General features: G+C 32.2%; 26 protein-coding genes. 11 read left to right on the forward strand and 15 right to left on the reverse strand.

The window, feature by feature from the left end; translation table 11 throughout:
• Window position 1: 1 nt before the first annotated feature.
• The 7 genes from nqrE to ubiE form a co-directional block, all read right to left on the reverse strand.
• Window positions 2–718, reverse strand: coding sequence for an NADH:ubiquinone reductase (Na(+)-transporting) subunit E (nqrE, locus tag MUN68_RS13525; RefSeq protein WP_249996787.1), 717 nt, complete (start codon window positions 716–718; stop codon window positions 2–4).
• Between the two features lie 53 nt (window positions 719–771).
• A complete protein-coding gene (locus MUN68_RS13530) occupies window positions 772–1416 on the reverse strand; it encodes an NADH:ubiquinone reductase (Na(+)-transporting) subunit D (protein ID WP_249996789.1) in 645 nt (214 codons plus the stop codon).
• Window positions 1417–1420: 4 nt separating this feature from the next.
• Window positions 1421–2170, reverse strand: coding sequence for a Na(+)-translocating NADH-quinone reductase subunit C (locus MUN68_RS13535; protein WP_249996792.1), 750 nt, complete (start codon window positions 2168–2170; stop codon window positions 1421–1423).
• A gap of 2 nt (window positions 2171–2172) precedes the next feature.
• A complete protein-coding gene (locus tag MUN68_RS13540; RefSeq protein ID WP_249996794.1) occupies window positions 2173–3399 on the reverse strand; it encodes an NADH:ubiquinone reductase (Na(+)-transporting) subunit B in 1227 nt (408 codons plus the stop codon).
• Entirely contained in the window at window positions 3399–4748 is a 1350-nt protein-coding gene (locus MUN68_RS13545) for a Na(+)-translocating NADH-quinone reductase subunit A (protein WP_249996795.1), read from the reverse strand. The genes MUN68_RS13540 and MUN68_RS13545 overlap by 1 nt, the downstream gene beginning before the upstream one ends.
• Before the next feature lie 173 nt (window positions 4749–4921).
• Window positions 4922–5635: a type IX secretion/gliding motility protein PorT/SprT gene (porT, locus tag MUN68_RS13550; protein ID WP_249996797.1), complete on the reverse strand. Its 714-nt coding sequence runs from the start codon at window positions 5633–5635 to the stop codon at window positions 4922–4924.
• Between the two features lie 9 nt (window positions 5636–5644).
• Complete coding sequence (ubiE, locus tag MUN68_RS13555) at window positions 5645–6373, reverse strand: bifunctional demethylmenaquinone methyltransferase/2-methoxy-6-polyprenyl-1,4-benzoquinol methylase UbiE (RefSeq protein WP_249996798.1); 729 nt, start codon at window positions 6371–6373, stop codon at window positions 5645–5647.
• A 138-nt stretch (window positions 6374–6511) separates the two neighbouring features.
• On the opposite strand from ubiE, the gene trkA reads away from it, so the two are divergent.
• The 6 genes from trkA to MUN68_RS17765 all read left to right on the forward strand — a co-directional run bounded on the left by trkA (window position 6512) and on the right by MUN68_RS17765 (window position 10990).
• Window positions 6512–7864 (forward strand): Trk system potassium transporter TrkA, encoded by a 1353-nt coding sequence (trkA, locus tag MUN68_RS13560; protein ID WP_249996800.1) that lies wholly within the window; start codon window positions 6512–6514, stop codon window positions 7862–7864.
• A gap of 30 nt (window positions 7865–7894) precedes the next feature.
• Entirely contained in the window at window positions 7895–9388 is a 1494-nt protein-coding gene (locus MUN68_RS13565; protein ID WP_249996802.1) for a TrkH family potassium uptake protein, read from the forward strand.
• 160 nt (window positions 9389–9548) lie between these two features.
• Entirely contained in the window at window positions 9549–9800 is a 252-nt protein-coding gene (locus MUN68_RS13570; RefSeq protein ID WP_249996804.1) for a hypothetical protein, read from the forward strand.
• A 174-nt stretch (window positions 9801–9974) separates the two neighbouring features.
• A complete protein-coding gene (locus MUN68_RS13575; protein WP_249996806.1) occupies window positions 9975–10241 on the forward strand; it encodes a hypothetical protein in 267 nt (88 codons plus the stop codon).
• 1 nt (window position 10242) lies between these two features.
• Complete coding sequence (locus MUN68_RS13580; RefSeq protein WP_272792378.1) at window positions 10243–10770, forward strand: NAD(P)H-binding protein; 528 nt, start codon at window positions 10243–10245, stop codon at window positions 10768–10770.
• 4 nt (window positions 10771–10774) lie between these two features.
• Window positions 10775–10990 (forward strand): NAD(P)-dependent oxidoreductase, encoded by a 216-nt coding sequence (locus MUN68_RS17765; RefSeq protein ID WP_394357645.1) that lies wholly within the window; start codon window positions 10775–10777, stop codon window positions 10988–10990.
• A 6-nt stretch (window positions 10991–10996) separates the two neighbouring features.
• Here the strand turns inward: MUN68_RS17765 and MUN68_RS13585 are convergent, their stop codons facing one another.
• Complete coding sequence (locus MUN68_RS13585) at window positions 10997–12181, reverse strand: pyridoxal phosphate-dependent aminotransferase (RefSeq protein ID WP_249996808.1); 1185 nt, start codon at window positions 12179–12181, stop codon at window positions 10997–10999.
• Window positions 12182–12217: 36 nt separating this feature from the next.
• Window positions 12218–13312 carry a fatty acid desaturase family protein gene (locus MUN68_RS13590; RefSeq protein ID WP_249996810.1) on the reverse strand — a complete coding sequence of 365 codons (1095 nt, stop codon included), beginning with the start codon at window positions 13310–13312 and terminating at the stop codon, window positions 12218–12220.
• Window positions 13313–13454: 142 nt separating this feature from the next.
• Here MUN68_RS13590 and rsmG point away from each other — a divergent pair, with 142 nt between their 5' ends.
• Window positions 13455–14084: a 16S rRNA (guanine(527)-N(7))-methyltransferase RsmG gene (rsmG, locus tag MUN68_RS13595; protein ID WP_249996812.1), complete on the forward strand. Its 630-nt coding sequence runs from the start codon at window positions 13455–13457 to the stop codon at window positions 14082–14084.
• 48 nt (window positions 14085–14132) lie between these two features.
• On the opposite strand, the gene MUN68_RS13600 is transcribed toward rsmG, so the two are convergent.
• Window positions 14133–15809, reverse strand: a complete 1677-nt coding sequence (locus tag MUN68_RS13600) for a DUF6029 family protein (protein ID WP_249996813.1) — start codon at window positions 15807–15809, stop codon at window positions 14133–14135.
• A 32-nt stretch (window positions 15810–15841) separates the two neighbouring features.
• Window positions 15842–16327 carry a TlpA family protein disulfide reductase gene (locus tag MUN68_RS13605; RefSeq protein WP_249996814.1) on the reverse strand — a complete coding sequence of 162 codons (486 nt, stop codon included), beginning with the start codon at window positions 16325–16327 and terminating at the stop codon, window positions 15842–15844.
• A gap of 167 nt (window positions 16328–16494) precedes the next feature.
• Here MUN68_RS13605 and MUN68_RS13610 point away from each other — a divergent pair, with 167 nt between their 5' ends.
• Window positions 16495–17793, forward strand: a complete 1299-nt coding sequence (locus MUN68_RS13610) for an Omp28-related outer membrane protein (RefSeq protein WP_249996815.1) — start codon at window positions 16495–16497, stop codon at window positions 17791–17793.
• A gap of 161 nt (window positions 17794–17954) precedes the next feature.
• On the opposite strand, the gene MUN68_RS13615 is transcribed toward MUN68_RS13610, so the two are convergent.
• Both MUN68_RS13615 and pruA read right to left on the reverse strand, forming a co-directional pair.
• Window positions 17955–19763 (reverse strand): T9SS type A sorting domain-containing protein, encoded by a 1809-nt coding sequence (locus MUN68_RS13615; protein WP_249996816.1) that lies wholly within the window; start codon window positions 19761–19763, stop codon window positions 17955–17957.
• Between the two features lie 146 nt (window positions 19764–19909).
• Window positions 19910–21535, reverse strand: coding sequence for an L-glutamate gamma-semialdehyde dehydrogenase (gene pruA, locus MUN68_RS13620; protein ID WP_249996818.1), 1626 nt, complete (start codon window positions 21533–21535; stop codon window positions 19910–19912).
• Between the two features lie 139 nt (window positions 21536–21674).
• On the opposite strand from pruA, the gene MUN68_RS13625 reads away from it, so the two are divergent.
• The gene (locus tag MUN68_RS13625) at window positions 21675–22676 is read left to right on the forward strand and encodes a DUF6695 family protein (RefSeq protein ID WP_249996820.1); all 1002 of its coding nucleotides are present in this window, start codon (window positions 21675–21677) and stop codon (window positions 22674–22676) included.
• Here the strand turns inward: MUN68_RS13625 and apaG are convergent.
• Both apaG and MUN68_RS13635 read right to left on the reverse strand, forming a co-directional pair.
• Complete coding sequence (gene apaG / locus MUN68_RS13630) at window positions 22673–23059, reverse strand: Co2+/Mg2+ efflux protein ApaG (RefSeq protein ID WP_040247716.1); 387 nt, start codon at window positions 23057–23059, stop codon at window positions 22673–22675. The two genes, MUN68_RS13625 and apaG, sit on opposite strands and share 4 nt — an antisense overlap.
• A 110-nt stretch (window positions 23060–23169) precedes the next feature.
• Complete coding sequence (locus MUN68_RS13635; protein WP_249996823.1) at window positions 23170–24531, reverse strand: pyridoxal phosphate-dependent decarboxylase family protein; 1362 nt, start codon at window positions 24529–24531, stop codon at window positions 23170–23172.
• Between the two features lie 96 nt (window positions 24532–24627).
• On the opposite strand from MUN68_RS13635, the gene MUN68_RS13640 reads away from it, so the two are divergent.
• The gene (locus tag MUN68_RS13640) at window positions 24628–25173 is read left to right on the forward strand and encodes a cysteine dioxygenase (protein ID WP_249996825.1); all 546 of its coding nucleotides are present in this window, start codon (window positions 24628–24630) and stop codon (window positions 25171–25173) included.
• Entirely contained in the window at window positions 25170–25706 is a 537-nt protein-coding gene (locus MUN68_RS13645; protein ID WP_249996826.1) for a Crp/Fnr family transcriptional regulator, read from the forward strand. Before MUN68_RS13640 ends, MUN68_RS13645 begins: the two co-directional genes overlap by 4 nt.
• Window positions 25707–25735: the final 29 nt, after the last annotated feature.

The raw sequence follows: 25735 nt of genomic DNA on the forward strand, positions 1-25735 counted from the left end.
ACTACTCTTCTATTTTAGTGTTATTAGCTATTTCTATATTGTCTTCAGTTGCATTCACTTGAACTTCAACTGTTGTATCTTCTTTTGTTTCTTCTTCGTCACCTCCAGTTAACATTCCTCCAAAACTCATAAAACCAATTGCCATAAGTCCTGTAATGATAAATGTAATTCCTAATCCTCTTAGTGCAGGTGGTACGTTAGAATATCTTATTTTCTCACGAATAGCAGCAATTGCTAAAATTGCTAAGAACCATCCAATTCCTGATCCAATTCCGTAAGTTGTAGCTAATCCTAATGTTGCAATTTCTCTAGATTGCATAAACAATGAACCTCCTAAAATGGCACAATTCACAGCAATAAGTGGTAAGAAAATACCTAATGAATTATATAATGAAGGAGAGAATTTCTCTACAACAATTTCTACCAGTTGTACCATTGTTGCTATAGTAGCAATAAACATGATAAATGATAAGAAACTTAAATCATAATCTGCATATTCTGCACCTAACCAAGATAAAGCTCCAGGTTGTAATACATATTGATCCAATAACCAGTTTAAAGGCACTGTAATTGCTAATACGAAAATTACTGCAGCTCCAAGACCAACTGCTGTTGATACTTTTTTAGAAACAGCTAGGTAAGAACACATTCCTAAGAATGTAGCAAATACCATGTTGTCTATAAATATCGATTTGAAAAATAATTCTATATGTTCCATATTGTATATTTTGATGAGATTCTGAACTGAATTCAGAATAACAATTCAATTCTTTAATCTTCTACTAATGCTGTATTTCTTGAACGTTGTACCCAAATAATGATTCCAACTACGATTAATGCCATTGGTGATAATAACATAAATCCGTTATTTTCATATCCAAAAGCATATAATCCAGTTTTTTCAATTGGATCTCCTAATACAGGAATTCCTAATAAGGTTCCTGATCCTAAAAGCTCTCTAAAGAATCCAACTATAATTAAAATCACAGCATATCCTAAAGCGTTTCCAATACCATCTAAGAATGATCTCCAAGGCCCATTACCTAAAGCAAACGCTTCGAAACGTCCCATAATGATACAGTTTGTAATAATTAATCCAACGAATACTGAAAGTGTTTTACTTAATTCATAAGCAAAAGCCTTCAATACTAAATCCACAATAATTACTAAAGTAGCCACAACTATAAGTTGTACAATAATTCTAATTTTTGAAGGAATAATGTTTCTCATTAAAGAAATCACCACGTTACCAACACCTAATACAAATAGTACAGATATTGACATTACTATTGATGCTTCTAACTCTGCAGTAATTGCTAAAGCAGAACAAATCCCTAATACCTGAATTGTAATCGGGTTATTATCTGCTAAAGGGTCTTTAATTAAAGCTGCGTCTTTTTTTGAAAGTAAGCCCATACTATTATTGTTTTAGGTTTTTGAAATAAGGCACATAAAGCTTCAAATCGCTTCTAATCATTGCAGAAACACCGTCACCTGTAATAGTTGCTCCAGCAATTGCATCGACCTCATTATCTGTTTTATCATTATTTTTAGGATCTGCGTTACCTTTAGCAACATTAATCCCTTTAAAACTTCCGTTAGACATTAAATGCTCACCAATAAAATCGTCCATAAAGAAACGTTGCTTAATGTTAGCACCTAAACCAGGTGTTTCTCCTTTGTGATCAAAATAAGCACCTTGAACCACCATATTTTCATCCATAGCGACATAAGCCCAAATGGCATCCCAAAGTCCTTTTCCTCTAATTGGAGCGATGTAGTATTTTTTACCTTTTTCGTCTTCTCCAACAAAAAGAGGTAATTGTCTTACACCACCATCTTTAGCTTTAGCTTGCTCCTTTTTCACATCAATTAAGTAAGCTTCATTATTTTCAGTCGCCTGACCATCTGAAGTAACGACCAATTGTTGCTTAATGAATTTCTCAAATAATTGAGGTGCATTATCTGTTGACACAAAGTTTGCACTTGTACCTTCATTTTCATTGACACCCATTGCATAGAGAATATTTTGTTGTTTCTCTAAACGTTGATTTTCTGTAATCGTCGGTTTTAATGAAGACGCTAAATATGCCAATAATGAACCCACTATTAATACCATTACTATGGCAAATATTATGGTATACGAATTTTTATCTGTTCTTTTTTCCATCGTTAAGCTGTTTTAACTTTTAGACGTTTCATTCTTTTCTTTACATTGCCTTGAACCACATAATGGTCAATCGTTGGTGCAAACACATTCATTAACAGAATGGCTAGCATCACACCTTCTGGATAAGCTGGATTAAATACACGTATCATTATGGAAATAAATCCAATTAAAAATCCGTAAATCCATTTTCCTTTATTTGTTTGCGAAGCGGTTACAGGATCTGTAGCCATAAAGACTGTACCAAAGGCAAATCCACCAATTAATAGGTGATGCCAAAATTCGGTACTCATTAAACCGTAAAATTTACTTGATTCAGTAATCCATCCTGAACTTACAACGCCATTAAATATTAATCCCATGACTAAAGCTCCAATAGCTGAAGACAACATGATTCTCCAACTTCCAATCTTTGTAAAGATTAAAAACAATCCAGCTAATAGAATTAAAAGTGTTGAAGTTTCTCCAACTGAACCAGGAATAATTCCGTAGAACATATCCATAACTTCATAACCAACGTCTTTCCCTTGTGCTAATGTTCCTAAAATGGTTTCACCAGAAATGGCATCCAAATTTTCACCAGCTGCAATCATTTGATCACGTTCAACAGCACCATGAACCCAAACTTTATCTCCTGACATCCATGTAGGATATGCGAAGAATAAAAAGGCTCTAATGGTTAATGCAGGGTTTAGAATATTCATTCCTGTACCTCCAAATACTTCTTTTCCGATAACAACACCAAATGCAACTGCAACTGCTAGCATCCATAATGGTGTATCAATTGGTACGATTAAAGGCACTAACATACCTGTTACTAGATACCCTTCTTCGACTTCGTGACTATTTTTCATAGCAAAGAATATCTCAATGGCTAAACCTACTCCATAAGACACGATTACTAACGGAATGACTTTCCAAAAGCCAACTAATAAGTTATCTATCGTCCAAAATGCCGAACTTAAGAACCCTCCAGTTGCTGCTTGAATATCTCCAAAAGCTAAGTGATGTTGATATCCAGCATTATACATTCCGAAGATCAAACAAGGTACCATTGCCATAATGACTGTATTCATGGTACGCTTTAAATCATCAGCTGCTTTAATATGAGTCCCATTATGAGTCGTCTCATTTGGTAAGAATAAAAATGTATGAATTGCAGAAAATGCTGGCAACCATTTTTTATCCTTATTCTTTTGTCTAAAATTATGTAAACTACTTTTTAAACCCATTATCCTATTTCTTTAAGCATTAAGTCTAAACCTTTTCTAATAATATCTTGATGTGGTTGTTTAGACACACAAATAAATTCTGTCAATGCAAAATCTTCAGGTGCAACTTCGTACATTCCTAAAGCTTCCATTTCATCTAAATCTTCATACATACAAGCTTTCAATAATTGCATTGGATACATATCTAATGGAAATACTTTCTCATAAGAACCTGTAACAACAAAAGCACGATGCTCACCGTTTGTATTGGTATTTAAAGCAAATTTCTTCTTAGGTGTTAACCAAGAAAAAGTTAACGCTCTTGATGTTGAAATTTTATTAAAAACGGGCTTATTCCAACCAAATAATTCATAATCATCACCTTCAGGAATTACAGAAATCACATTATCGTAATAGCCTAAACTTCCGTCTGGTTTTAATTGTTTTCCAGATAATACATTACCTGAAATAATACGATCATTACCATCTTTATCTACGCCATTGTCATAAACCATAGTAGCTACTTCACTACCAATTAAAGTTTTGAAATATCTTGGTTTCTTAACTGAAGAACCTGCTAAAGCGACAATACGTTCAGCATTAAATTTCCCAGTTAACAACAATTCACCAATAACAACTAAATCTTGTGCATTGACTGTCCAAACAACTTCACCTTTATTTACAGGATCAATTCTATTGATATGTGTTCCAACATTTCCTGCTGGATGAGGACCAGATACGTTATGAATTGTTGCATCAGACATATTTGCCAATGGCGAATTCTTTGATCCAACACCAATATGAACTTGACCTTCAGTTAATTTTGACAACGCAGAAACAGCAGCCTGTAATTCTGCTTCTTTTCCTTGTAAAACAAAGTCTAAATCTGCTGTTAAAGGTGCTGTTGCATATCCAGAAATGAAAATCGATTTTGGTGATTTTTCAGGATTTGCAATAACATCATAAGGTCTTTGTTTGATAAAAGGCCAGCATCCTGAAGCTAATAAGTGAGCTTTAGTTGTTTTTGCATCTGAACTTGTATTGAATTTCCCAAAATCTTTATATGACTGTGGCTTATCTGCTTGAATTTTAACAGCATCAATACGTCGTTTAGGACCTCTTAATACTTCAATCACAGTTCCAGAAACAGGAGAAACGAACTTTACATCTTCATTTGATTTATCATAAAAGATAACATCACCTGCTTTTAAAGTAGCGCCTTCTTTTGCAATAAGTTTTGGAATAACGCTGTGAAAATCTTCAGGTCTGATAGTGCAGAAATTACTTATAATAGCTTGTTCCACTGATTTCTCAGCTTCGCCTACAAGTTTTATATCTAGACCTTTTTTAATCTTAATGTCTTTTGACATACGCTTTTTATTGAAATTAGTTGTCTAAAAATCGGTGCAAAAATACGAATAAATTGAGTAAAAAAACAGCATATTAGCGAAGTTTGTTGTTTTTATTGATTCTAAATAGAGGAGTTTGAACCCAAAACAACAATTGACAATATTAATTAAGTAAAACGTTGCTATTTAAAATTTTACTGGAATGTAAAATTCAGGAAGATACCACGTGTTTTCATGGTCGCAACATTACTTGTCCAAGGGCTATTTGGATCAACATCTTTAACAATTTCATCATCCATGGCAAACACACCTCTAATTGAAGGCGAAAATTTAAACCATTGATTGTAAAAATCAACTCCGAAGCCTAATTCGTAAAACATTACCTTTTTCTTAGTTCTAAATTGACCAGAACTATTATCATCAGGATTTTCTTGGTTACTTGATAAATTAATCGCTGTTGAAATACCACCAATAATAAAAGGCTTGAAATTGTTAAGTCGTTTTGTAGATATTTTTAATAGAAGTGGAAAATGCACATAAGTAGATTTAACCTCACGTAATAAATCTGAATCATTAAATTCTACTCCAGCAAAATAGCTTGGATCATACATAATATTTCTTTGCGAAATAAAAAGGCCAGGTTCAAATCTTAAATCCAAATATTCACTGATACGCAAGTTAGACACCAATCCAACACTAAAACCTACACTAGTTTCTACAAGTATTTCTTTTAAATCTTGTTCGTAGTTAAATTGAAAATCATAACTATTCATTCCTAAATAAAAACCCCAAGACAAACGCGCTTTATCAAAGTTCTCGTTATTTTTAATTTTCTCTCTACTAAACAATTGCGCAGTCGCAGTTTGCGTGACAATCAATAAGGCTAAGACGACAAATACTCTCTTCATAAATTCACATTATGCTTTGGATGCACTGTAAATAGTTGCAACACCAAAGGTTTGTGGTTGATCTACAACGTTATTAAACCCAATTTTACGTAAAATATTGTTTAATGCTTCACCAAAAGGAAAAACTGAAGCTGATTCGCATAAATATGAATAAGCAGATTGATCTTTTGAGAACACTTTTCCAATAGTAGGCAAAATATATTTAGTATAAAAGTTATACCCTTGTTTAAATGGCGTTTTTGTAGGAAGAGAAGTTTCAAGAATTACAAAAATACCATTAGGCTTTAAAACGCGATAAATTTCGGCTAAACCTTTTTCTAAAGTTTCAAAATTACGCACACCAAAAGCAACTGTTATAGCATCAAATGAATCATTCTCAAAAGGCAAATTTTCAGAATCACCTAAAACCATACTAATTTTATCATCAAAATTCTTGTTGCTAATTTTTTTTCTACCAACGTCCAACATGCCATCACTAATATCTAAACCAACAATTTTAACAGCATTTGTTTTAACCAAACTAATTGCTAAATCTCCTGTTCCTGTTGCAATATCCAAAATATTTTCAGGTTTTGTCTTAGCCACAATATCAACAACTTTATTTCGCCATTTAATATCTATTCCAAATGAAATCACGCGATTTAAACCGTCATATTCTTTAGAAATATTATCAAACATTTGAGCGACCTGTTGCTTTTTATTCAGATCACTATCTTTATATGGTTTTACTTTTGACACCTACGTTTTTTTTGCAAATATAGATAACTATCTTATACTATTTAAGTATTTGTCATACGAATTATAATCAAGCATCATTTCGTTTATTTGAGATAATAATATAGTATATTTGTATGTTATTTCAATACAATTTATTTAATGAAAATAATAATTGCTGGAGCAGGAGAAGTCGGATTTCATTTGGCAAAACTTTTGTCTTACGAATCTCAAGAGATTACACTTATTGATATTGACAGGGAGAATTTAACCTATGCCAATGACCATTTAGACATAAGAGTAATAAAAGGCGATGTAACTTCTATTGCAATCTTAAAGGAGGCTAGAATTAATACATCTGGACTTTTTATAGCTGTAACTTCTTCTGAAACCACTAATATTACAGCTTGTGTACTTGCCAAACAATTAGGCGCTAAACGAACAATTGCCAGAATATCTAATGCAGAGTTTATAAATCATAAAGACGATGTTGGATTTACAAAATTTGGTATTGATGAGCTTATTTCGCCTGAAGCACTTGCAGCATCAGAAATAGAATTGTTATTAAATCAATATGGATTTAATGACACATATTTATTTGAAGAAGGTGCATTAACAATGTTGAGTTTGAGACTATCTAGAACAGCTTCATTTGTTGGCAAAACTGTGAAAGAAGCTGCTCAAGTATTCCCTGAACTCCATTTCATCCCTATTGCTATTCAACGCTTTGGAACACAATATACTATCATACCTAGAGGTGACACTCATTTTAAAGAAGGTGATAAAGTTGTATTTATAACTTCTAAAGGTGGAGATGACGAACTTTTTGAACTTTCAGGACGCGTAAAAGCTGAAGTAAAAAATGTGATGATTCTTGGTGGTAGTAAAATTGGATTTAAAACCACAAGAGATCTTTGCAAAAGCAAATTCAATGTAAAAATTATTGAGAAAGATAAAGATGCAGCTTTTGAACTAGCTGATGAATTACCAAATGCCTTAGTAATTAATGGAGATGGAAGAAATGTAGAACTGTTAGAAGAAGAAAACATTAGTGATATGGATGCTTTCATTTCAGTAACTGGTAATTCTGAAACTAATATCATGTCTTGTTTGGTTGCCAAATCTAAAGGCGTCAAAAAAACGATAGCTTTAGTAGAAAACATGGATTATTACCAATTATCACAATCCATTGGCATTGACACACTTATTAATAAGAAACTTTTAGCAGCAAATAACATCTTTAGATATATTAGAAAAGGTGAAGTTTTAGCAATGACAAAATTGAGCAATATGAACGCTGAATTGTTAGAGTTTGAAGTCAATTCACCAAATTCAAAAATCACAAAAAAACCAATTAAAGATTTAGATTTTCCTCGTTCGGCAATCATTGGAGGAATTATTAGAAATGAAACAGGAATTATTCCTTTAGGTAGTTTCAAAATACAAGAAGGCGACAAAGTTGTAGTCTGCTGCTTACCAAGATCAATAACAAAAGTTGAATCATTTTTCTTCTAAATCATTAATTAAGACTATAGAATTATACAAATGAAACTCAATTTCAAAATCATATTCCATTTTTTCGGATTGTTATTGTTATTCAATGGTGGTTTCATGCTTCTGGCTGCTTTAATAAGTTTTATTTATAAAGATGGAGTTACGATAGAAATTCTATTATCAGGAATATGCATAGTCATCTCTGGAGGCATATTAATGGTGACAACCAAAAACCACAGAAAAGAGCTTAACAAACGTGAAGGCTACCTTGTTGTTTCTTTTGGCTGGATTGTTATGGCATTAACAGGTACACTTCCATATATTTTAACGGAATCAATTCCAAGTTTTACAAACGCATTTTTTGAAACCATGTCTGGCTATACTACAACAGGAGCTTCAATATTAAATGATATTGAAGCTGTACCAGAAGGTGTTTTATTTTGGCGAAGTATGACACACTGGATTGGTGGCATGGGAATTATTGTGCTCGCTATTGCTATCTTACCATTATTAGGAATTGGTGGCATGCAACTTTTCGCTGCCGAAGCTCCTGGTCCAAATGCCGATAAATTACACCCAAGAATTACAGATACTGCAAAACGCTTATGGCTCATTTATTTTGGATATACTGCTGCCGAAACTATTTTACTTCAAGTTGCAGGAATGACCTTTTTTGACGCTATAAATCATTCGATGTGTACTTTATCAACTGGAGGTTTTTCAACTAAAAATGCAAGCGTTGCCTATTGGAACGGACAACCAATTATTCAATATATAATTATAGTTTTTATGTTCTTGGCTGGAACAAACTTTGTATTAAGCTATTTTGCTTTTAAAGGTAAAGTCCAAAAAGCAATACGAGACGAAGAATTCAAACTCTATTTTAAATTTATAGCATTATTTACAATAATCGCCGCACTTATCATTTATTTTAGAGCAGACTTCTCTATATCATCTATTGATCATCCTATGGTGTACGGTAAAGGTGAAGCTTCTATTCGTCACTCTTTATTTCAAGTGATTGCCATAATTACAACAACAGGATTTGTAACAGCAGATTACACGCTATGGACCCCTTTTCTAGTTGTGTTCTTTTTTGGATTAATGTTTTTAGGTGGTTCCGCTGGAAGTACTTCTGGTGGTGTTAAAGTTGTTCGTCATATGATTATGATAAAGAATGGTTTTCTTGAATTTAAACGTGCCTTACATCCAAATGCAATCTTACCTGTACGTTATAACAAAAGAGGTGTTTCTGGAGATATTGTATTTAATATTTTAGGATTCTTTATCCTATATATGCTTTCCTTTATTGTTGGTGCTTTAGTATTTTCTATGCTACAAATCGATTTTGAATCTGCTATCGGACTCTCTGCTTCAAGTCTAGGAAACGTAGGTCCTGCTCTAGGTAATTATGGTCCAGTAAATAATTATGCTGAATTGCCAGCTCTTGGAAAATGGTGGTCAGCATTTTTAATGCTCATTGGTCGATTAGAACTCTTCACTGTTTTAATTTTATTGACTCCTTTTTTCTGGAGAAACAGATAAATTTAAATTTTTTTTCCATTTTAACAATTTCAAAATTCATTAGTATTTATAGGTGAATCGAGAATTTAACACTTGGTTTTTAATGATTTAGAACACCCTTCACTGTAACATTTATTTGAATTGTACGTCTTATTTGTATAACCATTAATAATCAATCATCATGGAATTAACAATCACACAAGAATTAGAACCGTTACCCATACATAACTTAGAATCAGGATTTGAAACACCAATAGGTTTATTAAATTCAAACTATAAAAAAGTTATAAAATGCAATTTTAACAACTACAATTCAAAGTCAATCTTTGGTATTAAGCGAGGCGTAAAAAGCAGACGATATCAATTTACTTCTAGTATTGAAACCCTTTTAAAAGTGTCTGTTTTTGTAATTATCTTAGCAGTTATTATATAATACTGCCTTACAATTAGTCCTTTTAACTGGTACGATTGAGCACATACTCAAAACCTATCTTTTACATTCAGAATTAATGCCATTTCGATTAGTGATTTACGACATCGAAATGCATTATATACTCTAATTACAACGTATTACTTCTGAAGTAATTCAGAACAAAAAAAAGATATCATGGGCTCAATCTCATCAATGAATGCTACGATAAATAACAATAGAAAACTTTTAAAAAACGGAAAACGCAAACCATTTACAAAAATGAATGGAGCTTCGAGTAAAAAGAAAGGTTACAAGCCTTATGTTTTTCCTCAAATTGAACCTCATAAGCTAAGAAGAATTCGTATAAAAGTTAAAAAAGAAAATCGAAAACTTTTAATTAAGAAACTAATAACTGCAACAATTATCCTTTTAGGAATAACCTATTGGGTTTGGAACATATAAAATGAATACTACAGAAAAATCAAAAACAACTTTAGTTGTTGGCGCTAGTGGAGCAACAGGTAAAGAATTAGTTAACCAATTACTAAATCTTGATCAAAATGTCAAGATTATTGTAAGATCAAAAAGCAGAATACCAAGTACTTGGAAAGCCAATTCTAAAATTTCAATTATAGAAAACAGCATCTTAAATCTCTCTGATTTGCAAATGCAAGATTATGTAAAAGATTGTGATGCAATTGCATCCTGTCTTGGTCATAATCTTACTTTTAAAGGCATATATGGTCATCCAAGAAGACTTGTAACTGATGCCACAAAAAAACTTGTTAATGCTAGCATTCATCACAAAAACAAAAAACCTATAAAGTTTGTATTAATGAATACAAGTGGTAATAGTAATCGTGATTTAAATGAATCTGTACCCTTTTCTCAAAAATGTGTTATCGCACTTTTAAGGCTACTATTGCCTCCACATGTAGATAATGAGAAAGCAGCAGATTATTTAAGAACCGAAAATAGGTCCAAATCATAAACACATTGAATGGGTTGCAGTTAGACCTGATGGTTTATCAAACGAAGAAAACGTTAGTGAATATAAAACTTACCAATCACCAATTAGAAATCCTATTTTTAATGCAGGAAAAGTAAGTCGAATAAATGTAGCTCATTTTATGGCTAAATTAATAGATTCAGATAAAGAATGGCAAAAATGGAAAGGTCAAATGCCAGTTATTTACAATAAAGACGCTTAGAATATATTACGCTAATGCTGATTTTATTCTCTTAACTGCTTCAATAATTTGCTCTTGTGATGCTGCATAAGATATTCTGATACAATTAGGGTTCCCAAAAGCGTCACCAGTTACTGTTGCAACGTTAGCAAATTCTAATAAAAACAAAGATAATTCTGTAGCATTATGAATTGTTTTTCCATGTATTGTTTTCCCGAAGTAATAAGACACATCTGGAAACACATAAAAAGCACCTTCAGGCACATTAGTTTTAAACCCTTCAATATCGTTAAGTAAACCTAAAATAAGTTCACGTCTTACTTTAAATTCATCAATCATGAATTGCACTCTTGATGGCGATTCATTTAGAGCAGTAATTACGGCTCTCTGAGCAATACAATTTGCTCCACTTGTTACTTGACCTTGCATCTTGTTACAAGCACGAGCAATTTCAGTTGGAGCTCCAATATAACCAATTCTCCAGCCCGTCATTGCAAATGCTTTAGAAACGCCATTTACAGTTACTGTTCTGTCAAACATATCTTCAAATTGAGCCATACTCGCATGACCTCCAATAAAGTTAATATGTTCGTAAATTTCATCAGACACCACAATAATATTTGGATATTTTTGTAATACATCAGCCAAAGCTCTGAGTTCTTCTTTACTATAAACAGAACCACTAGGATTACAAGGAGAACTGTACCAAATCATTTTAGTTTTAGGAGTAATAGCAGCTTCTAATTGCTCAGGCGTCAATTTAAAATCGTTTTCAATAGACGTTGCCACTTCAACTGGAACGCCTTCATTTAATTTAACAATATCACTATAACTCACCCAATAAGGGCAAGGTAAAATCACCTCATCACCTTTATTTAACATCACTGCTGCAACATTTGCTAAGGCTTGTTTTGCTCCAGTAGAGACCACTATTTGTGGCAATGTATAATCAAGATGATTATCTCTTTTAAATTTTGTAATTATAGCTTGCTTTAACTCGACATAACCATCAACAGGAGTGTAAGAATTATAATTTTCATCAATAGCTTGTTTAGCTGCGTCTTTAATGAAATCTGGAGTATTAAAATCTGGTTCTCCAAGACTTAAACCGATAATATCTTTTCCTTCTGCTTTTAGCTCTCTAGCTTTTGCTGCCATAGCTAAAGTTGCAGAAGTAGACATATTTAAAACTCTTTCTGAAAGTAAGCTCATTATGTATTTGTGATTATTTTAAAACTAGAAATTGCATTAGGCCATAGTAGGCTTTCTCCCTAATTCTTTTAATTGTTGATAATGTTCCGAAATAGCAGTCCAAATAGAATTGTATTCGTTGTAAGGCAAACTAAATTCATGAGCAGTTTCTCTTACAATTTTTGCTATATTCTTATAATGAACATGACTAATGTTTGAGAATAAATGATGTTCAACTTGTCTATTTAAACCACCAGTATAAAATTCTACTATCCAACTTTTAGGAGAAAAATTAGAAGTCGTAAATAATTGGTGAATAGCCCAAGTATTTTTCATAGTTCCATTTTCATCTGGTAAAGGCATTTCAGTATTTGGCATGACATGCGCTAATTGAAAAATCACACTTAGAATAATTCCAGCCGTATAATGCATAATTAGAAACCCGATTAAAACTTGCCACCAAGCGTAACCTAAAACTATTGGCAATACCACCCAAATTGAATAATATAATATCTTACCGATAATCAATTTCGTCCATTGAGTCGCAGGATTTGGAAAATCGCCATAAGACAACTTTCTTTTTAAGTACACATATGTTTGCTTAAAATCTGTTGTTATTGCCCAATTAACGGTTAACAAACCATATAATAAAAAGGCATAATATTTTTGATACTTATGAACTTTTAACCATTTAGAATGTTTAGAAAAACGAATGATTCTACCAGCATCAATATCTTCATCATGTCCTTGAATATTAGTATATGTATGATGTAACACATTGTGTTGTACTTTCCAATTATAATCGTTTCCAGCTAAAATATGTATGCTACTTCCCATTAATCTATTAACCCATTTTTTACTAGAAAAAGAGCCATGATTAGCATCGTGCATAACATTCATTCCTACACCAGCCATACCTACACCAATAACCATCATGCAAATAACGAGTACCCAAGTTGGCAAATCAACAGTTAGTAATAAAACTAATGGGCCGAGTAATAATGTAAACATTATTATAGCTTTTATATACAATTTCCAGTTTCCTGTTTTCTTAATGTTATTATCTTTAAAGTAAGCATTTACGCGCTTGTTTAAAGTTCTAAAAAACTTTGCAGAATCAGTTCTAGAAAACGTTAATGTTTGCTTTGTCATAGTATTGATATTTTAGTACTAACGTAAAATTATTAGCCTTCGTATGATGTGGCAAATATAAATAATTAAAGCTGTCGTAATGCTAATATTATCGTAAAAATATCCACATAAAAATGCATATTTTTGTTGAAAATTATAAACGATGCAACTCTTAAAACAATATTTTCCAGATTTAACTGACATACAATTACAACAGTTTGAATTATTAGAAACCTTATATAAAGATTGGAACCTAAAAATCAATGTCGTATCGCGAAAAGATATCGATGAATTATACCTACGTCATGTATTGCATTCGCTTGGCATCGCAAAAGTAACCTCTTTTTTACCTGATTCGAAAGTTTTAGATGTTGGTACTGGTGGAGGTTTTCCTGGAATTCCTCTAGCTATTTTATATCCTGAAACTCAATTTCATTTGGTGGACAGTATTGCAAAAAAACTAAAAGTAGTTAATGAAGTTGTTGAAGGATTAGGATTAACTAATGTAAAAACAACACATGATCGCGTTGAAAATATTGACGATCAATTTGATTTTATAGTCAGTAGAGCTGTTGCTGTAATGCCAACTTTTGTACATTGGGTAAAAGGAAAAATCGCTAAAGAGCAAAAGCACGAACTTAAAAATGGAATACTTTATTTAAAAGGTGGTGACCTAACAGAAGAATTAGAAACCTATAGAACTGCTACAATTTATAACCTCAGCGATTATTATCGTGAAGACTTTTTCGACACAAAAAAAGTGGTACACTTACCTTTAAAATTTAGAGGTTAAAAAAAAGCTCCATTTTTAAAATGGAGCTTTTTTTTAAAATTATTTCTTTTAGAAAGAAGTTGATATACTTAATGAGAATCCCGTATTTTCTGGGACTAATCGACAAACTCCACCAACGCAAACCAATCCACCACGTTGTCTACCATAACTTGCCATCACTCGAGTTGCTCCTTTTGTAAAACTTCCACCAAAGGTATAATAATGAATTTGATTGTCTTCATCTGGATTGCCATAATTCCATAGGTCATTTGCAAATAAACTCAACCTACTGTTAAAATTATACTCTAAAGTTCCTCCTGACCAGTTTTTAGCTCTCTCAGATGTTTTATCATCAGAAGACAAATGTGAAAGTTCTAATCTTAATGATTTACCTTTTCCAAATTTACGAGTTACTTCACCTACAACTGCAGTTGCATTAACTTCTCCTGATCTATCTTCTACATATTGTGCATTATAATATGTGTTTACTACAGAAAAAATAGTCGACCACTTAGGCGACCATTTCTTTTTAATATCTAAACTAAATTCTTCAAAGTATTTCTCTCCAAATCCAAAAAGATCAGTATCTTCATAAGTACGATCAACTGAATCAAAATCACTTTTTAGACCAGACCATGTTGCAAAATTAAAAGCTAACTTTGTTCCATATTTCCCTCCTAATGTCGATCCTTTTTTGATGTTATAAAAAACGTCTACTTGACCTCCAATTTCTCCAGATTTAAATTGTGGATTAAAGGTTAATTTAGGTTGAGCTTGATACACGTAAATATTCGTCACTCCATAATCATGTTGTTTCGTCAATCCTGGAATAAAGTTGATATAGTTTTGATTAAACACATTTCCAGATTCATCTCTTTCCGAGAAAAATGCCATGTTTTCCATACGTCTAAACGTTGCATCGATTCCCAAACCAGACTTAGCATACCCAACATTAAAAAGTATGGCGTTACCATCAAAATATTTATCTTCAATAATATTTCCCAATTCTGAATACACATCTTCTCCTTTAACAATATATTCAATAGAACTATACATATTTCCTTCAGCTAATCCTAAACGAAAAGAATAAGAACTCGTAAGCGATTCAAAATCTGAATTTTTAATATCTAGATCTTCATCTCTGCCAACATAACTAAAACCAAAATCTAAACCAGTAGATTCAAATTTAAATACACTTGAAAGGTCAACTTCTGTATTAAAGGCATAAATCGTACCATCTGACACTTCAAAACCATCGCGTTGCCTTCCATAAATTGCCGAAAATTCGAGTGCTTTTGTTGGACTATATTTAACATTAGCGCCTCTTATGGAGTTATTAATTCCTAATTGTCTGTCTTCCCAAGAACGCAATATCAAACCGCTTCCAAATTGTTCGTAGAAATGTCCAAGTGTAACTTGTATTTTTTCATTACGATATCCTAAAGCAAATGTTCCTATATCTGTTTCTACATATTTAGGATAAAAATTTAAAATGGCATTTGGTTCATAGGACTCAACTTGCACATGTGCAAAAAAGTTTTTGTAATCGTAATTTAATCTCAAGTAGTTATTTGATCTAAAATTATCTTCTTCTGTAAAATCTCCAGTTTTAGAATCATCAACATAGTACTGTGAGTTAGATTCAATTCCTCCACTTAATTTTCCGTAATCTTTCTTTACTTCATCTTGAGCGAAAAGAAAACTTGGAGTACAAAGAATTATGGCTATTAACTTGTATCGATTCATTTAGTTGTAAATTAGGTTTTTGATAGTAACAATTATTTTGAAAACTCTAAAATCTTCTCATAAAGTTCATCTTCGCTTCCAGGTGTATATCCTGAATGCCTGAATAAGATTTTATTATTTTTAACCAACAAAGTTAACGGAATAGTTGGCGCGTTTAACTGTCTTTTCAAATCACTATTTGTATCAAGCAAAATTTCATAACTCCAATCTTTACCACTAACTAATGGCTTAACTCTTTTCACAGTTCTAGCATCATCAACAGATATTGCATAAAGTTTAACATTAGTTTCCTCAACCCACTCTTCGTATACATCACTTATTGCATCAAGTTCATTTTTACAAGGCACACACCAAGTTGCCCACAAAGAAACAATTACGAGTTGATCATCTTTAGAGATGTCTTCTAAACTTATATTATCACCATTTAAATTTTCAATCTGCATTTTTGGAAGTACATCTTGAGCAATAGCAGATATAGAACATATTAATACAAATAATAAAGTAGTAAGAGTTTTCATGTTTTGTGTATTTATCATTTTATTTGAACAAAGTTAATTTTTTTTTAAAAACTGTATAATTTTAATTGGGTTTTTAAAATCTACATATCAATTTCGTTAAAAATTTAAAATATATCTTTATATTCGTGCTTCTTAAATTTTTAACATATAATACAATCTTATTTATTATGAAAATCAAAAACCTTACCAAGTTTTTTCTTTTTGTTGCTGTAGCTGTTATGTCTTCTTGTAGTTCTTCAAGTGATGATGGCAATGGAGGCAATGGAAACGGATTAAATGCTATTACAGTCTCTGCAAGTTCTCAATATGTAGATTTTGGAACAGAAATCACTTTTACAGTTACCACCAACAAAGGTGATGACGTAACTTCAGAAGCTATAATTCTTGTTGACGACCAAGGCATTACTGGAAATGCTTTCACTGCAACTTCTACGGGTCAATACAATGTAACAGCTACCTATGAAGATTTAACAAGTGCAGCTGTAACAGTTACTGTTTTACCTGTCATTGTTTCAATTGAAATAAGATCAGCAAACACAGTTTATAACTTAGGAGAGCGAATTGATTTTCAAGTTATCGCTTTAGATAACGATGGAGGAGAAACAGATGTGACTGGAGGTTCAACAGTTGCAATTGATGGTACTGAATCATTTAGTGGTGCTAGTTATGTACCTGGATCTGCAGGAACTTTAGATGCAGACGCAACATTTAATGAGTTTACCTCTAATATTATAACAGTATCAGTTGAAGATAATGCTTCTACACCTGCTTCATATGATCAAAAAGCATTAATTGAAGATTATACTGGAACATGGTGTGGATGGTGCCCAAGAGTATCTTATGGTATCGAATTAGCACAACAAGCTACAGCTAAAGTAGCAGTAGTAGCTGTTCACTCTGGAGATCAAATGTCTAACTCTTATGGCAATGCTCTAATTGGTGCTTTTAACCCTGGAGGTAGCTACCCAACGGCAATTGTAAATAGAGATGTTGAATGGACATATCCTGAACCAAATAACATAGGTCAAATTACTACAGCAGCATCAGGCACTAATTCTACTGGATTATCTATTGTTACTGCTCGAAAAGGAAGCAATTTATCATTAATGGTAAATGCTGGATTTGGTCAAAATCTCTCAGGAGCTAAACTTGTTGTTTTATTACTTGAAAATGGTCTAATCTACGATCAAGAAAACTATACTTCTTACTATAATGGTGATGATGTTCTTAATAATTTTGTTCATGATCACGTATTACGTTATGCTTTTACTAATCCATTAGGAGATGCTATTCCAGCAGGAGAAATGGTAGCAGGTAACACTTACAGAATGAAATATGATTTCACGATGCCTACTAACATAATAACTAATGCCTTAAGAACTGAAGTTGTAGCGATGGTAGTTGATTCAAATAATAAAATTATAAATGTAACTAAGGTTAATGTTGGAAATAACGTTGACTTTTAATTACAATTTAAATACACATAAAAAAAGTCTGGATACGTATCCAGACTTTTTTTATAACCTATAACTTCTTTTTATAAAGAATACATAAAAGAGTTTCTTAGGTATATTCATAAAAAAGACTGAACAAAATGCTCAGTCTTTTTTATTTTGATGTTAACAATTTATTTCACAATTATTTTTGTTCTATACTTTAAATTGTTTTTTGCTACCACATTCATAACATATAATCCTGAATCTAAGTTTAATGGCATTACAGTTCTACCTGAAAGAGAATTGAAAGTATTACTATAAACTATTTTACCTGTAATATCAACTATTACAACAGTTGCTTGATCGATTGGATTACCTGTGATGATGACAAGTTCATTATCGATTGGGTTTTGACCAATCTTTATTAAATTTTCGCTTTCAAATGCTGAATTAGATAATGTTTCAGGTATAATTTCACTCAAAGCAAAAGCTACATTCTGTTCCGTTAGTTGAACATGATTTTCATTATCATCTGGCATATACCAATTTACAAAAGGCGTTTCATTTAAAGTATCGCCATTAGTCCCTGGATCTCCAAGATCAATATTATGATACCAATTAATTTCACCATCTGGAGACGAATCTAAAGCCATTCCACTTACAGAAGGAATAAAACTAAATTTATCTATTTGTAAGGATGTAAGAAAACTATCAATTATTGGGTCACCTCCTAAACCATTGGTAAATCCACCAAGGTCAAACAATCCACCTGATGCAGCATCAACACCATCAGAAAATATTGGTGCTTGAGCTTCAACTTCTACATCAACTAATGTTATAAAACCAAAAACAAGGAAACCTTCAACAAAAACTTTACTTATCAATTGTGATCCATCTACAGTAGCTGGTGTGAAATTAATATTAATGTCTGCAGTTGTATCAGGCAAAGGAGATGTCGGAATTTCTAAATTTTGAATATCAAGTACAGTAAAACCAGGAGTTACATTTGTACTAGCTGTAGATTGATATGGAGTACCAATACCACTTCCATTAATAATAGATACATTTCTAGTTGTTTCTGGAAACCCTGAATTGGTTAGCGCATTGATATTTGTTTCAAAAACACCTCGATAAGGATGTGCTTCTGGCAATAGTTTTGCAGCATCAAACTCAAATTCACTTCCATCAACTAAATGTGATTCAAAATGATCTACAAGAAGTTGTCTAGCCGCTGAAGACTTCAGCAAACCATTAACAATCGGTTGAAGTGCTGTCACGTTCAAACCATCTCCTAAACCAAACCCTAAAAAGTTAAATTGATGCTGAAACCCTAAAGGCACATTAGCACCATGATGTGGAGAATCAAAAGAGATCCAAAGCCTTGTTTCATGATCAAGACTCTGGTTTTCCATATAATTTAATGCAAATCTAGAAATTAATCCTCCCATACTTGGTCCAATAATTACCAATTCCTCATCGCCTTGCTTATCTGTATTTAAAGTATTGATTAAATCGACCAAGAGCATAGCATTTCGTTCCATAAAATCTGCTCCTCCATCAATAAATGTACTTCCAGCAGGATAATCAATTTCATCAATAATCATATCACCATTAGTATCAGCAACATCATCTATATTCAATAATGTGTTATCACTTAATCTTAAATAAGACGGAAAATTTAAAACCACAACATCAAAACCTTCTGCCCTAACCAAGTCTCCTAAATTTTGGTTACCACCTGAGCCATTGAAATCTAATAAACTATAAAGCCCAGGGACTGTTCTTCCATCTCCAGGATCAAAACCATCAACAAGAATAATTGGTTTATCTAAAACACCGTTATCGGTATCTAAATAAATTTCATATTCACCAAGACCAGCGAAACTAGTGACTCCGGAATAGCCGGATAAATCTGGAACAATTGCAGATTCAAATTCTACAACTTGCGCATTTGTTAAAAAGGGTAATACCAATAAAATCCAAGCGTATTTTTTTATCATAATGACATAATTTAAGTTATGCTTACAATATACGAAGTTTAATTATTTGTTTTTTAAGGATTTATAATTAAATACAATAAAAAAATCCTCTAACGGTATATGTTGAGGATTTTTTTAGCTTCAATAAGTGTTCAATAAGTGTATTCTTAACCTAAAAATGGATAACGATAATCTGTAGGTGTAACAAATGTTTCTTTAATCATTCGCGGAGACACCCAACGTAATAAGTTAAGTGCACTACCAGCTTTATCATTGGTACCTGAGGCTCTAGCTCCTCCAAAAGGTTGCTGACCTACAACAGCACCTGTTGGCTTATCGTTTATATAGAAGTTTCCAGCACAATTTTGTAAGGCTTTTGTTGCTTCTTGAATAGCATACCTATCTGTTGATAAAATCGCACCAGTTAGAGCATATTCGCTTGTTTCATCTACTAATTTTAGAGTTTCTGAATATTGATTTTCATCATATACATATATTGTAATTACTGGTCCAAATAACTCGGTACACATTGTTGTATAGTTTGGGTTATTTGTAACAATCACTGTAGGTTCAATAAAGTAACCTTTGCTTTTATCATAATTTCCACCAACAATAATTTCAGCATCTGCATCGGCTTTAGCTTGATCAATGTATTTCGCTAATTTATCAAAAGAACCTTCATGAATTACTGCGGTAACAAAGTTTTCTAAATCTGCAGGAGATCCCATTTTGAAAGACTTCACATCTGCTACAACTTGACTTTTAACGTCTTCCCAAATATTTGATGGTACGTAAGCACGTGAGGCTGCACTACATTTCTGACCTTGAAATTCAAAAGCACCTCTAGAAATTGCAGTCGCAACTTGTTTTGGGTTTGCCGATTTGTGTGCTACTATAAAATCTTTCCCTCCTGTTTCACCAACAATTCTAGGGTAGGTTTTATAGTTGTGAATATTATTTCCTATTTTTTTCCAAAGCTCCTTAAATATAAAAGTAGAACCTGTAAAATGTAAACCTGAAAAATCAGGACTATCCATTACTGTATCAGTAATCATAACTGGATCACCAAATACAACATTAATTACTCCTGGAGGAACACCTGCTTCTTCAAAAACATCCATAATTATTTTAGCAGAAAATATCTGACTATCACTAGGTTTCCATACTACAACATTGCCCATCATGGCCATACAGGCAGGAAGATTGGCTGCAATTGCTGTAAAATTAAATGGAGTTACTGCATATACAAAACCTTCAAGTGGACGATATTCTAATCGGTTCCAAGCATCACTTGTACTATCTGGTTGCTCATGATAAATGTCTGTCATAAATTGCACATTAAAACGCAAGAAATCTATCAACTCACATGAGGCATCAATTTCTGCCTGATGCACTGTTTTAGATTGCGCAATCATTGTTGCTGCGTTTATTTTTGCTCTGTAAGGGCCAGCAATTAATTCGGCTGCTTTTAAAAAAATACCTGCACGTTGTTCCCATGGTAATTCTGCCCATTCAGTTCTTGCTTCTAAAGCCGTAGAAATAGCGTCATCAATATGAGATTTTTCAGCTAAATGATAATTACCAACAACGTGTTGATGATCATGAGGTGCTGACATGGTTTTTGTGTTTCCTGTCGATACATTTTCACCATTAATGTACATAGGCACATCAATTTTTGAATTCCACATAGTGCTATAAGCCTCTAATACAGCTGCGCGTTCTGGTGAACCTGGAGCATATGACTTAACAGGTTCATTTATAGCCACTGGCACATTAAAAAATCCTTTTCCCATTTTATATTTTGATTAAAAATTGGTTATTGTTTTGAAGTTGCAAAGGTACAATTTTTTGATAACTAATGAGTTTAGCAACTATTAAATGGAAGTTAAAAAAATGCATAATTTTTTGTAAGTTGCTTGCTTTAATTCTGAAATGAACGACGCATTTATTATTACACTTGCTTATCCTGAAACCATAGTGACTCACGCTGAAGAATGGTACTCCCCTTTTCTTAGATTTTTGTTTGTTGGAAACAAGACACATGTAAGAGCTGGACATGCAGCTTTAGTTTTAATTGATAAATCTACTGGTGTTTTAGAATATTTTGATTTTGGAAGATATACGACATCTTTAGGCCATGGTAGAGTTAGAGGTCGAGACACTGATTTCGAGCTACATATTCCTATTGTTCCACAAATTGAAAACAATCAAATTGCAAATCTTGATGACATTTTAAAATTTTTAGCGTCACATCCAAAACTCACTCATGGAGAGGGAAATCTATATGCTTCCGTTTGTAATGCCATAGATTATCAAAAAGCGAAACAGTATATAACTACAATTCAAAATCAAGGATTTATTCGTTATGCTGCATTTATAAAGAATGCTTCCAATTGTTCACGTTTTGTAACTGACACTTTAATTACGAGTGTTACTGATGCTTCCATCAAATCTAATCTTATTAAATCAAAATGGTTTACTCCAAGTACTATCGGAAATGTTGTTCTTTCTGACACAGAAAACCATGTTTATATCGTATCTGAGTCTCGTCAAATTTCAAAATTTAATTCAACTGTTAGAAAAGAAAATAGACGACTGTTTTTAGATGTTCTAAAAGGATACATCCCAAATGTAGTTGGATCACTTGAACCAAAACACAATACGATTATAAAAAATCATGCACAATGGTTAAGTGGCATTGGATCGGGAGCTTGGTTTGAACTTTATGATTTGAATCACCAAACTGAATTTCGTTTCAGAAGAATTTCACCATATGGGAACATTGACTGTGATGGAATTTACATGATAGATTCTGAAGGGTTTGATATTTCAACTAACTATGAATTCATACATTATTCAAATTGTCAATATTTTCACATTATGCAGAATAATGCCACGTATAGATTTAAATTTTTGAAAAAATATAATGACTAGTTAAGCGCAAATGGCGCACTTAATTTAAATGAAGGAATAATCACTTTAAATTTATTGGTATTCGTAAAGTTAACCATATTGTAATGTCCTTGCATTGCACCAAATGGTGAAGTAAGTAAGCATCCAGAATTGTATGTATGAGATTCACCAGGTTTTAAAACAGGTTTTTTTCCTATAACGCCTTCACCTTCAATAATCTCAACATTATTAAGTGCATCTAACACTTTCCAATATCTAGAATTTAATTGTACAGAATCTTTACTTTGATTTTCTATGGTAACTTTATATCCAAACGCGAAATGCACTTTATAATTTTTATAAAATGTGCCTTCGAAAGTTGTTTCGACAGAAATTTTTATACCACTAGTAACTTGTTGTACCATTAAAATAATTAAAATTAAGTTTGTAAAAATAGCTAAATTCTGACATAATATCTGAGTTTATTTCTAATTATGCAAAAATTTAACACAAGAAACTACTTTTTTGTATCACACTAAAAATCTTCCGAAGCAACAAATGCTTCTAAAGTTTTGAAAAATGCAACAATATCTTTTTCTTCAACTTGCGTATTAATAGTCACTAATCTAACAAATGTATCCTCTCTAAATGTGCCATAGCCAACCATTAATTTTGAATGCTCATAGAGCTTAGTACACAAGGTTTTCGCTGAAACACCTTTATAGTTAAAACATACAGAAATAGAATCGTCAAAACTGTACAATGTATAATTTGGATTTGATTTTATATAATGTCTAGCAAAATCTGCAAGCTTGAATTGATGGTCTACAATTTTTTCAAGTCCAAGGTTTCCAACAGACTTCCAGAGTGTCCAAAGTTTTAAGGCATCGTTACGTCGACCACATTGAAGTGAGGTCTTACCTAAATTAAAAGCATCATCATCTGTTTGATAGAGATAATCGGCATCATTTGAAAACGATTGGTATAAGTGTTTTTTATTTTTAGTTACGATAATTGAACATCCCAAAGGTGTACCTAACATCTTATGGGCATTTAAACTAAATGAATCTGTTAACTCAATACCTTCTACTAAATGTTGATATTGTTTACTAAAAATAACGGAGCCACAATAAGCACCATCTAAATGCAACCAAAGGTTATGAGTTTTACAAACCTTACTGATGCTCACAACATGATCAAAAGCACCTAAAACAGTAGTTCCTGCAGTCGCATTTACAAAGAATGGATGATAACCTTTGTTAATATCATTTTGAATTTGAACTGCTAAATCTTCAGTCAACATTTCACCTTTAGCATTTGTTTTTACAGACCTTACTTGTTGTCTTCCAATACCAGCAAAAGATGCATTTTTAGTCACTGAATAATGAGATGCATCTGAAGTATATGCTATTAATCTCTTAGACACACCTTCATTTCTTATTGAAGCATCAAAAGCATCTCTAGCCATTAACATTGCCATATAATTACTCATTGAACCTCCAGGTGCTAGTGTACCATCACTCTCATTACCATAACCTATGCGATTACAAATTTGTTGCAATATTACTTTTTCGATGCCAACTTGAACTCCAGCAACTTTATATGTGTACATGCTATTATTAAGCATTACAGCCAATAAATCTCCTAAAGTCGCTCTAGAGATTCTTCCACCAAACAACTGATTAAAAAAAGCTTTTGAGGCTGTTTTGGGAGTGCTTTTCACAATATCTTTTAACGTATTTTTAAAGGCATCATCAATTGTAGGTTCGTCTCTAAGCTCTAGATCTATAGTATTATAAAGTGTTTTGGCATCAATAGGTACTGCAACAGGATTGTTTGTTTCTTCAGAAATTAAAAACTCAGCGAGTTCAATAAACAATTTTAAGTCGTTATGCATAAGTGGTTTTGGTTCTCTAATTTTTGGCTTTGTGTAAATTTATTCCTATTTTCTCAAATTATTATAACAATCTCTTTCTAATTTATTTTTAGCTTATTGAAATCGCCAGAAAACATTCAAGAATTAATACAACTGTTGTCGGAAACCACAAAATCGCATTACAATTCAATATTGAATAATTTTGATTTTAACACCATAGAATTTCAAGATTTCGAGAGTTGGTCATCAAAAAAATACACTCGAAATTGCTTGTATAAAGATTCACAATTTGAATTGCTTTTATTGTGTTGGAATGAAGGTCAAGAGACTTCAATACATGGTCATGATGGTGAAGATTGTTGGGTATATTTATTACATGGAGAAATGGAAGAAGTTTTTTATTCATTAGACGATTCTAATTACCTAGTAGAAGAACGGTCGCAAAATATCTTACCTCAACAGTTATCATTTATGAATGATAGAATTGGTTTTCATAAATTAAGAAATCGATTTAATGGAAAGTCTATGAGTTTGCATTTATACGCAAAACCAATTGAACAGTGTCGTTTTTATTGTGAAACTTCAGAACAATTCATTGAAAAAAAACTAAAATATGACACGCATAAAGAGTTGATATTTGGTGTTACTTGCAAGCTAATATGAACCCAATTTCAAATTTAATTGACAAAATAAACAGCCAACAACTTTGGGATAGAGAAATCGAATTAGAACGCAATGAATATTTAAAGGTAAAAGGAAGTATTGACACAAATATTTATTTGGTAAAAAGTGGGAGCCTAAGAATATTTGTAGTTGATGAATTCGAAGAACATACAATAAGATTTGGTTATAAGGACAACTTAATAGCCTCTCTAGATTCTTTTTTAAATGAAAAACCTTCAGACTTCTATATTCAAGCGTTAAAAAGAACTCATGTTAAAATCATCAATAAGAAAAAGTATAAATCCTTCATCGAATCATCATCAGAAAATAAAGAAATATGGCTTTCTATTTTAGAGAGTTTCGTTTTGCAGCAAATGGAAAGAGAAAGAGATATTCTTACATCATCTCCAATTGAACGATACAAAAGAGTATTGGAACGAAGTCCTCAGCTATTTCAAGAAGTACCAAATAAATATATTGCTTCGTATTTAAGAATGACACCTGAAACACTTTCTAGAATTAAAAAATCTTAATTTCAATCAATTTTTTTAAAAAATTATCT

Origin of the sequence: Psychroserpens ponticola (genome assembly GCF_023556315.2) — a bacterium.
Classification (GTDB): domain Bacteria; phylum Bacteroidota; class Bacteroidia; order Flavobacteriales; family Flavobacteriaceae; genus Psychroserpens; species Psychroserpens ponticola.

Bases quoted from the DNA above. Each gene is read 5' to 3' on its own strand.
- nqrE (WP_249996787.1), bottom strand. From the start codon at position 718: ATGGAACATATAGAATTATTTTTCAAATCGATATTTATAGACAACATG.
- MUN68_RS13530 (WP_249996789.1), bottom strand. From the start codon at position 1,416: ATGGGCTTACTTTCAAAAAAAGACGCAGCTTTAATTAAAGACCCTTTA.
- MUN68_RS13535 (WP_249996792.1), bottom strand. From the start codon at position 2,170: ATGGAAAAAAGAACAGATAAAAATTCGTATACCATAATATTTGCCATA.
- MUN68_RS13540 (WP_249996794.1), bottom strand. From the start codon at position 3,399: ATGGGTTTAAAAAGTAGTTTACATAATTTTAGACAAAAGAATAAGGAT.
- MUN68_RS13545 (WP_249996795.1), bottom strand. From the start codon at position 4,748: ATGTCAAAAGACATTAAGATTAAAAAAGGTCTAGATATAAAACTTGTA.
- porT (WP_249996797.1), bottom strand. From the start codon at position 5,635: ATGAAGAGAGTATTTGTCGTCTTAGCCTTATTGATTGTCACGCAAACT.
- trkA (WP_249996800.1), top strand. From the start codon at position 6,512: ATGAAAATAATAATTGCTGGAGCAGGAGAAGTCGGATTTCATTTGGCA.
- MUN68_RS13565 (WP_249996802.1), top strand. From the start codon at position 7,895: ATGAAACTCAATTTCAAAATCATATTCCATTTTTTCGGATTGTTATTG.
- MUN68_RS13570 (WP_249996804.1), top strand. From the start codon at position 9,549: ATGGAATTAACAATCACACAAGAATTAGAACCGTTACCCATACATAAC.
- MUN68_RS13575 (WP_249996806.1), top strand. From the start codon at position 9,975: ATGGGCTCAATCTCATCAATGAATGCTACGATAAATAACAATAGAAAA.
- MUN68_RS13580 (WP_272792378.1), top strand. From the start codon at position 10,243: ATGAATACTACAGAAAAATCAAAAACAACTTTAGTTGTTGGCGCTAGT.
- MUN68_RS13585 (WP_249996808.1), bottom strand. From the start codon at position 12,181: ATGAGCTTACTTTCAGAAAGAGTTTTAAATATGTCTACTTCTGCAACT.
- MUN68_RS13590 (WP_249996810.1), bottom strand. From the start codon at position 13,312: ATGACAAAGCAAACATTAACGTTTTCTAGAACTGATTCTGCAAAGTTT.
- rsmG (WP_249996812.1), top strand. From the start codon at position 13,455: ATGCAACTCTTAAAACAATATTTTCCAGATTTAACTGACATACAATTA.
- MUN68_RS13600 (WP_249996813.1), bottom strand. From the start codon at position 15,809: ATGAATCGATACAAGTTAATAGCCATAATTCTTTGTACTCCAAGTTTT.
- MUN68_RS13605 (WP_249996814.1), bottom strand. From the start codon at position 16,327: ATGAAAACTCTTACTACTTTATTATTTGTATTAATATGTTCTATATCT.
- MUN68_RS13610 (WP_249996815.1), top strand. From the start codon at position 16,495: ATGAAAATCAAAAACCTTACCAAGTTTTTTCTTTTTGTTGCTGTAGCT.
- MUN68_RS13615 (WP_249996816.1), bottom strand. From the start codon at position 19,763: ATGATAAAAAAATACGCTTGGATTTTATTGGTATTACCCTTTTTAACA.
- pruA (WP_249996818.1), bottom strand. From the start codon at position 21,535: ATGGGAAAAGGATTTTTTAATGTGCCAGTGGCTATAAATGAACCTGTT.
- MUN68_RS13625 (WP_249996820.1), top strand. From the start codon at position 21,675: ATGAACGACGCATTTATTATTACACTTGCTTATCCTGAAACCATAGTG.
- apaG (WP_040247716.1), bottom strand. From the start codon at position 23,059: ATGGTACAACAAGTTACTAGTGGTATAAAAATTTCTGTCGAAACAACT.
- MUN68_RS13635 (WP_249996823.1), bottom strand. From the start codon at position 24,531: ATGCATAACGACTTAAAATTGTTTATTGAACTCGCTGAGTTTTTAATT.
- MUN68_RS13645 (WP_249996826.1), top strand. From the start codon at position 25,170: ATGAACCCAATTTCAAATTTAATTGACAAAATAAACAGCCAACAACTT.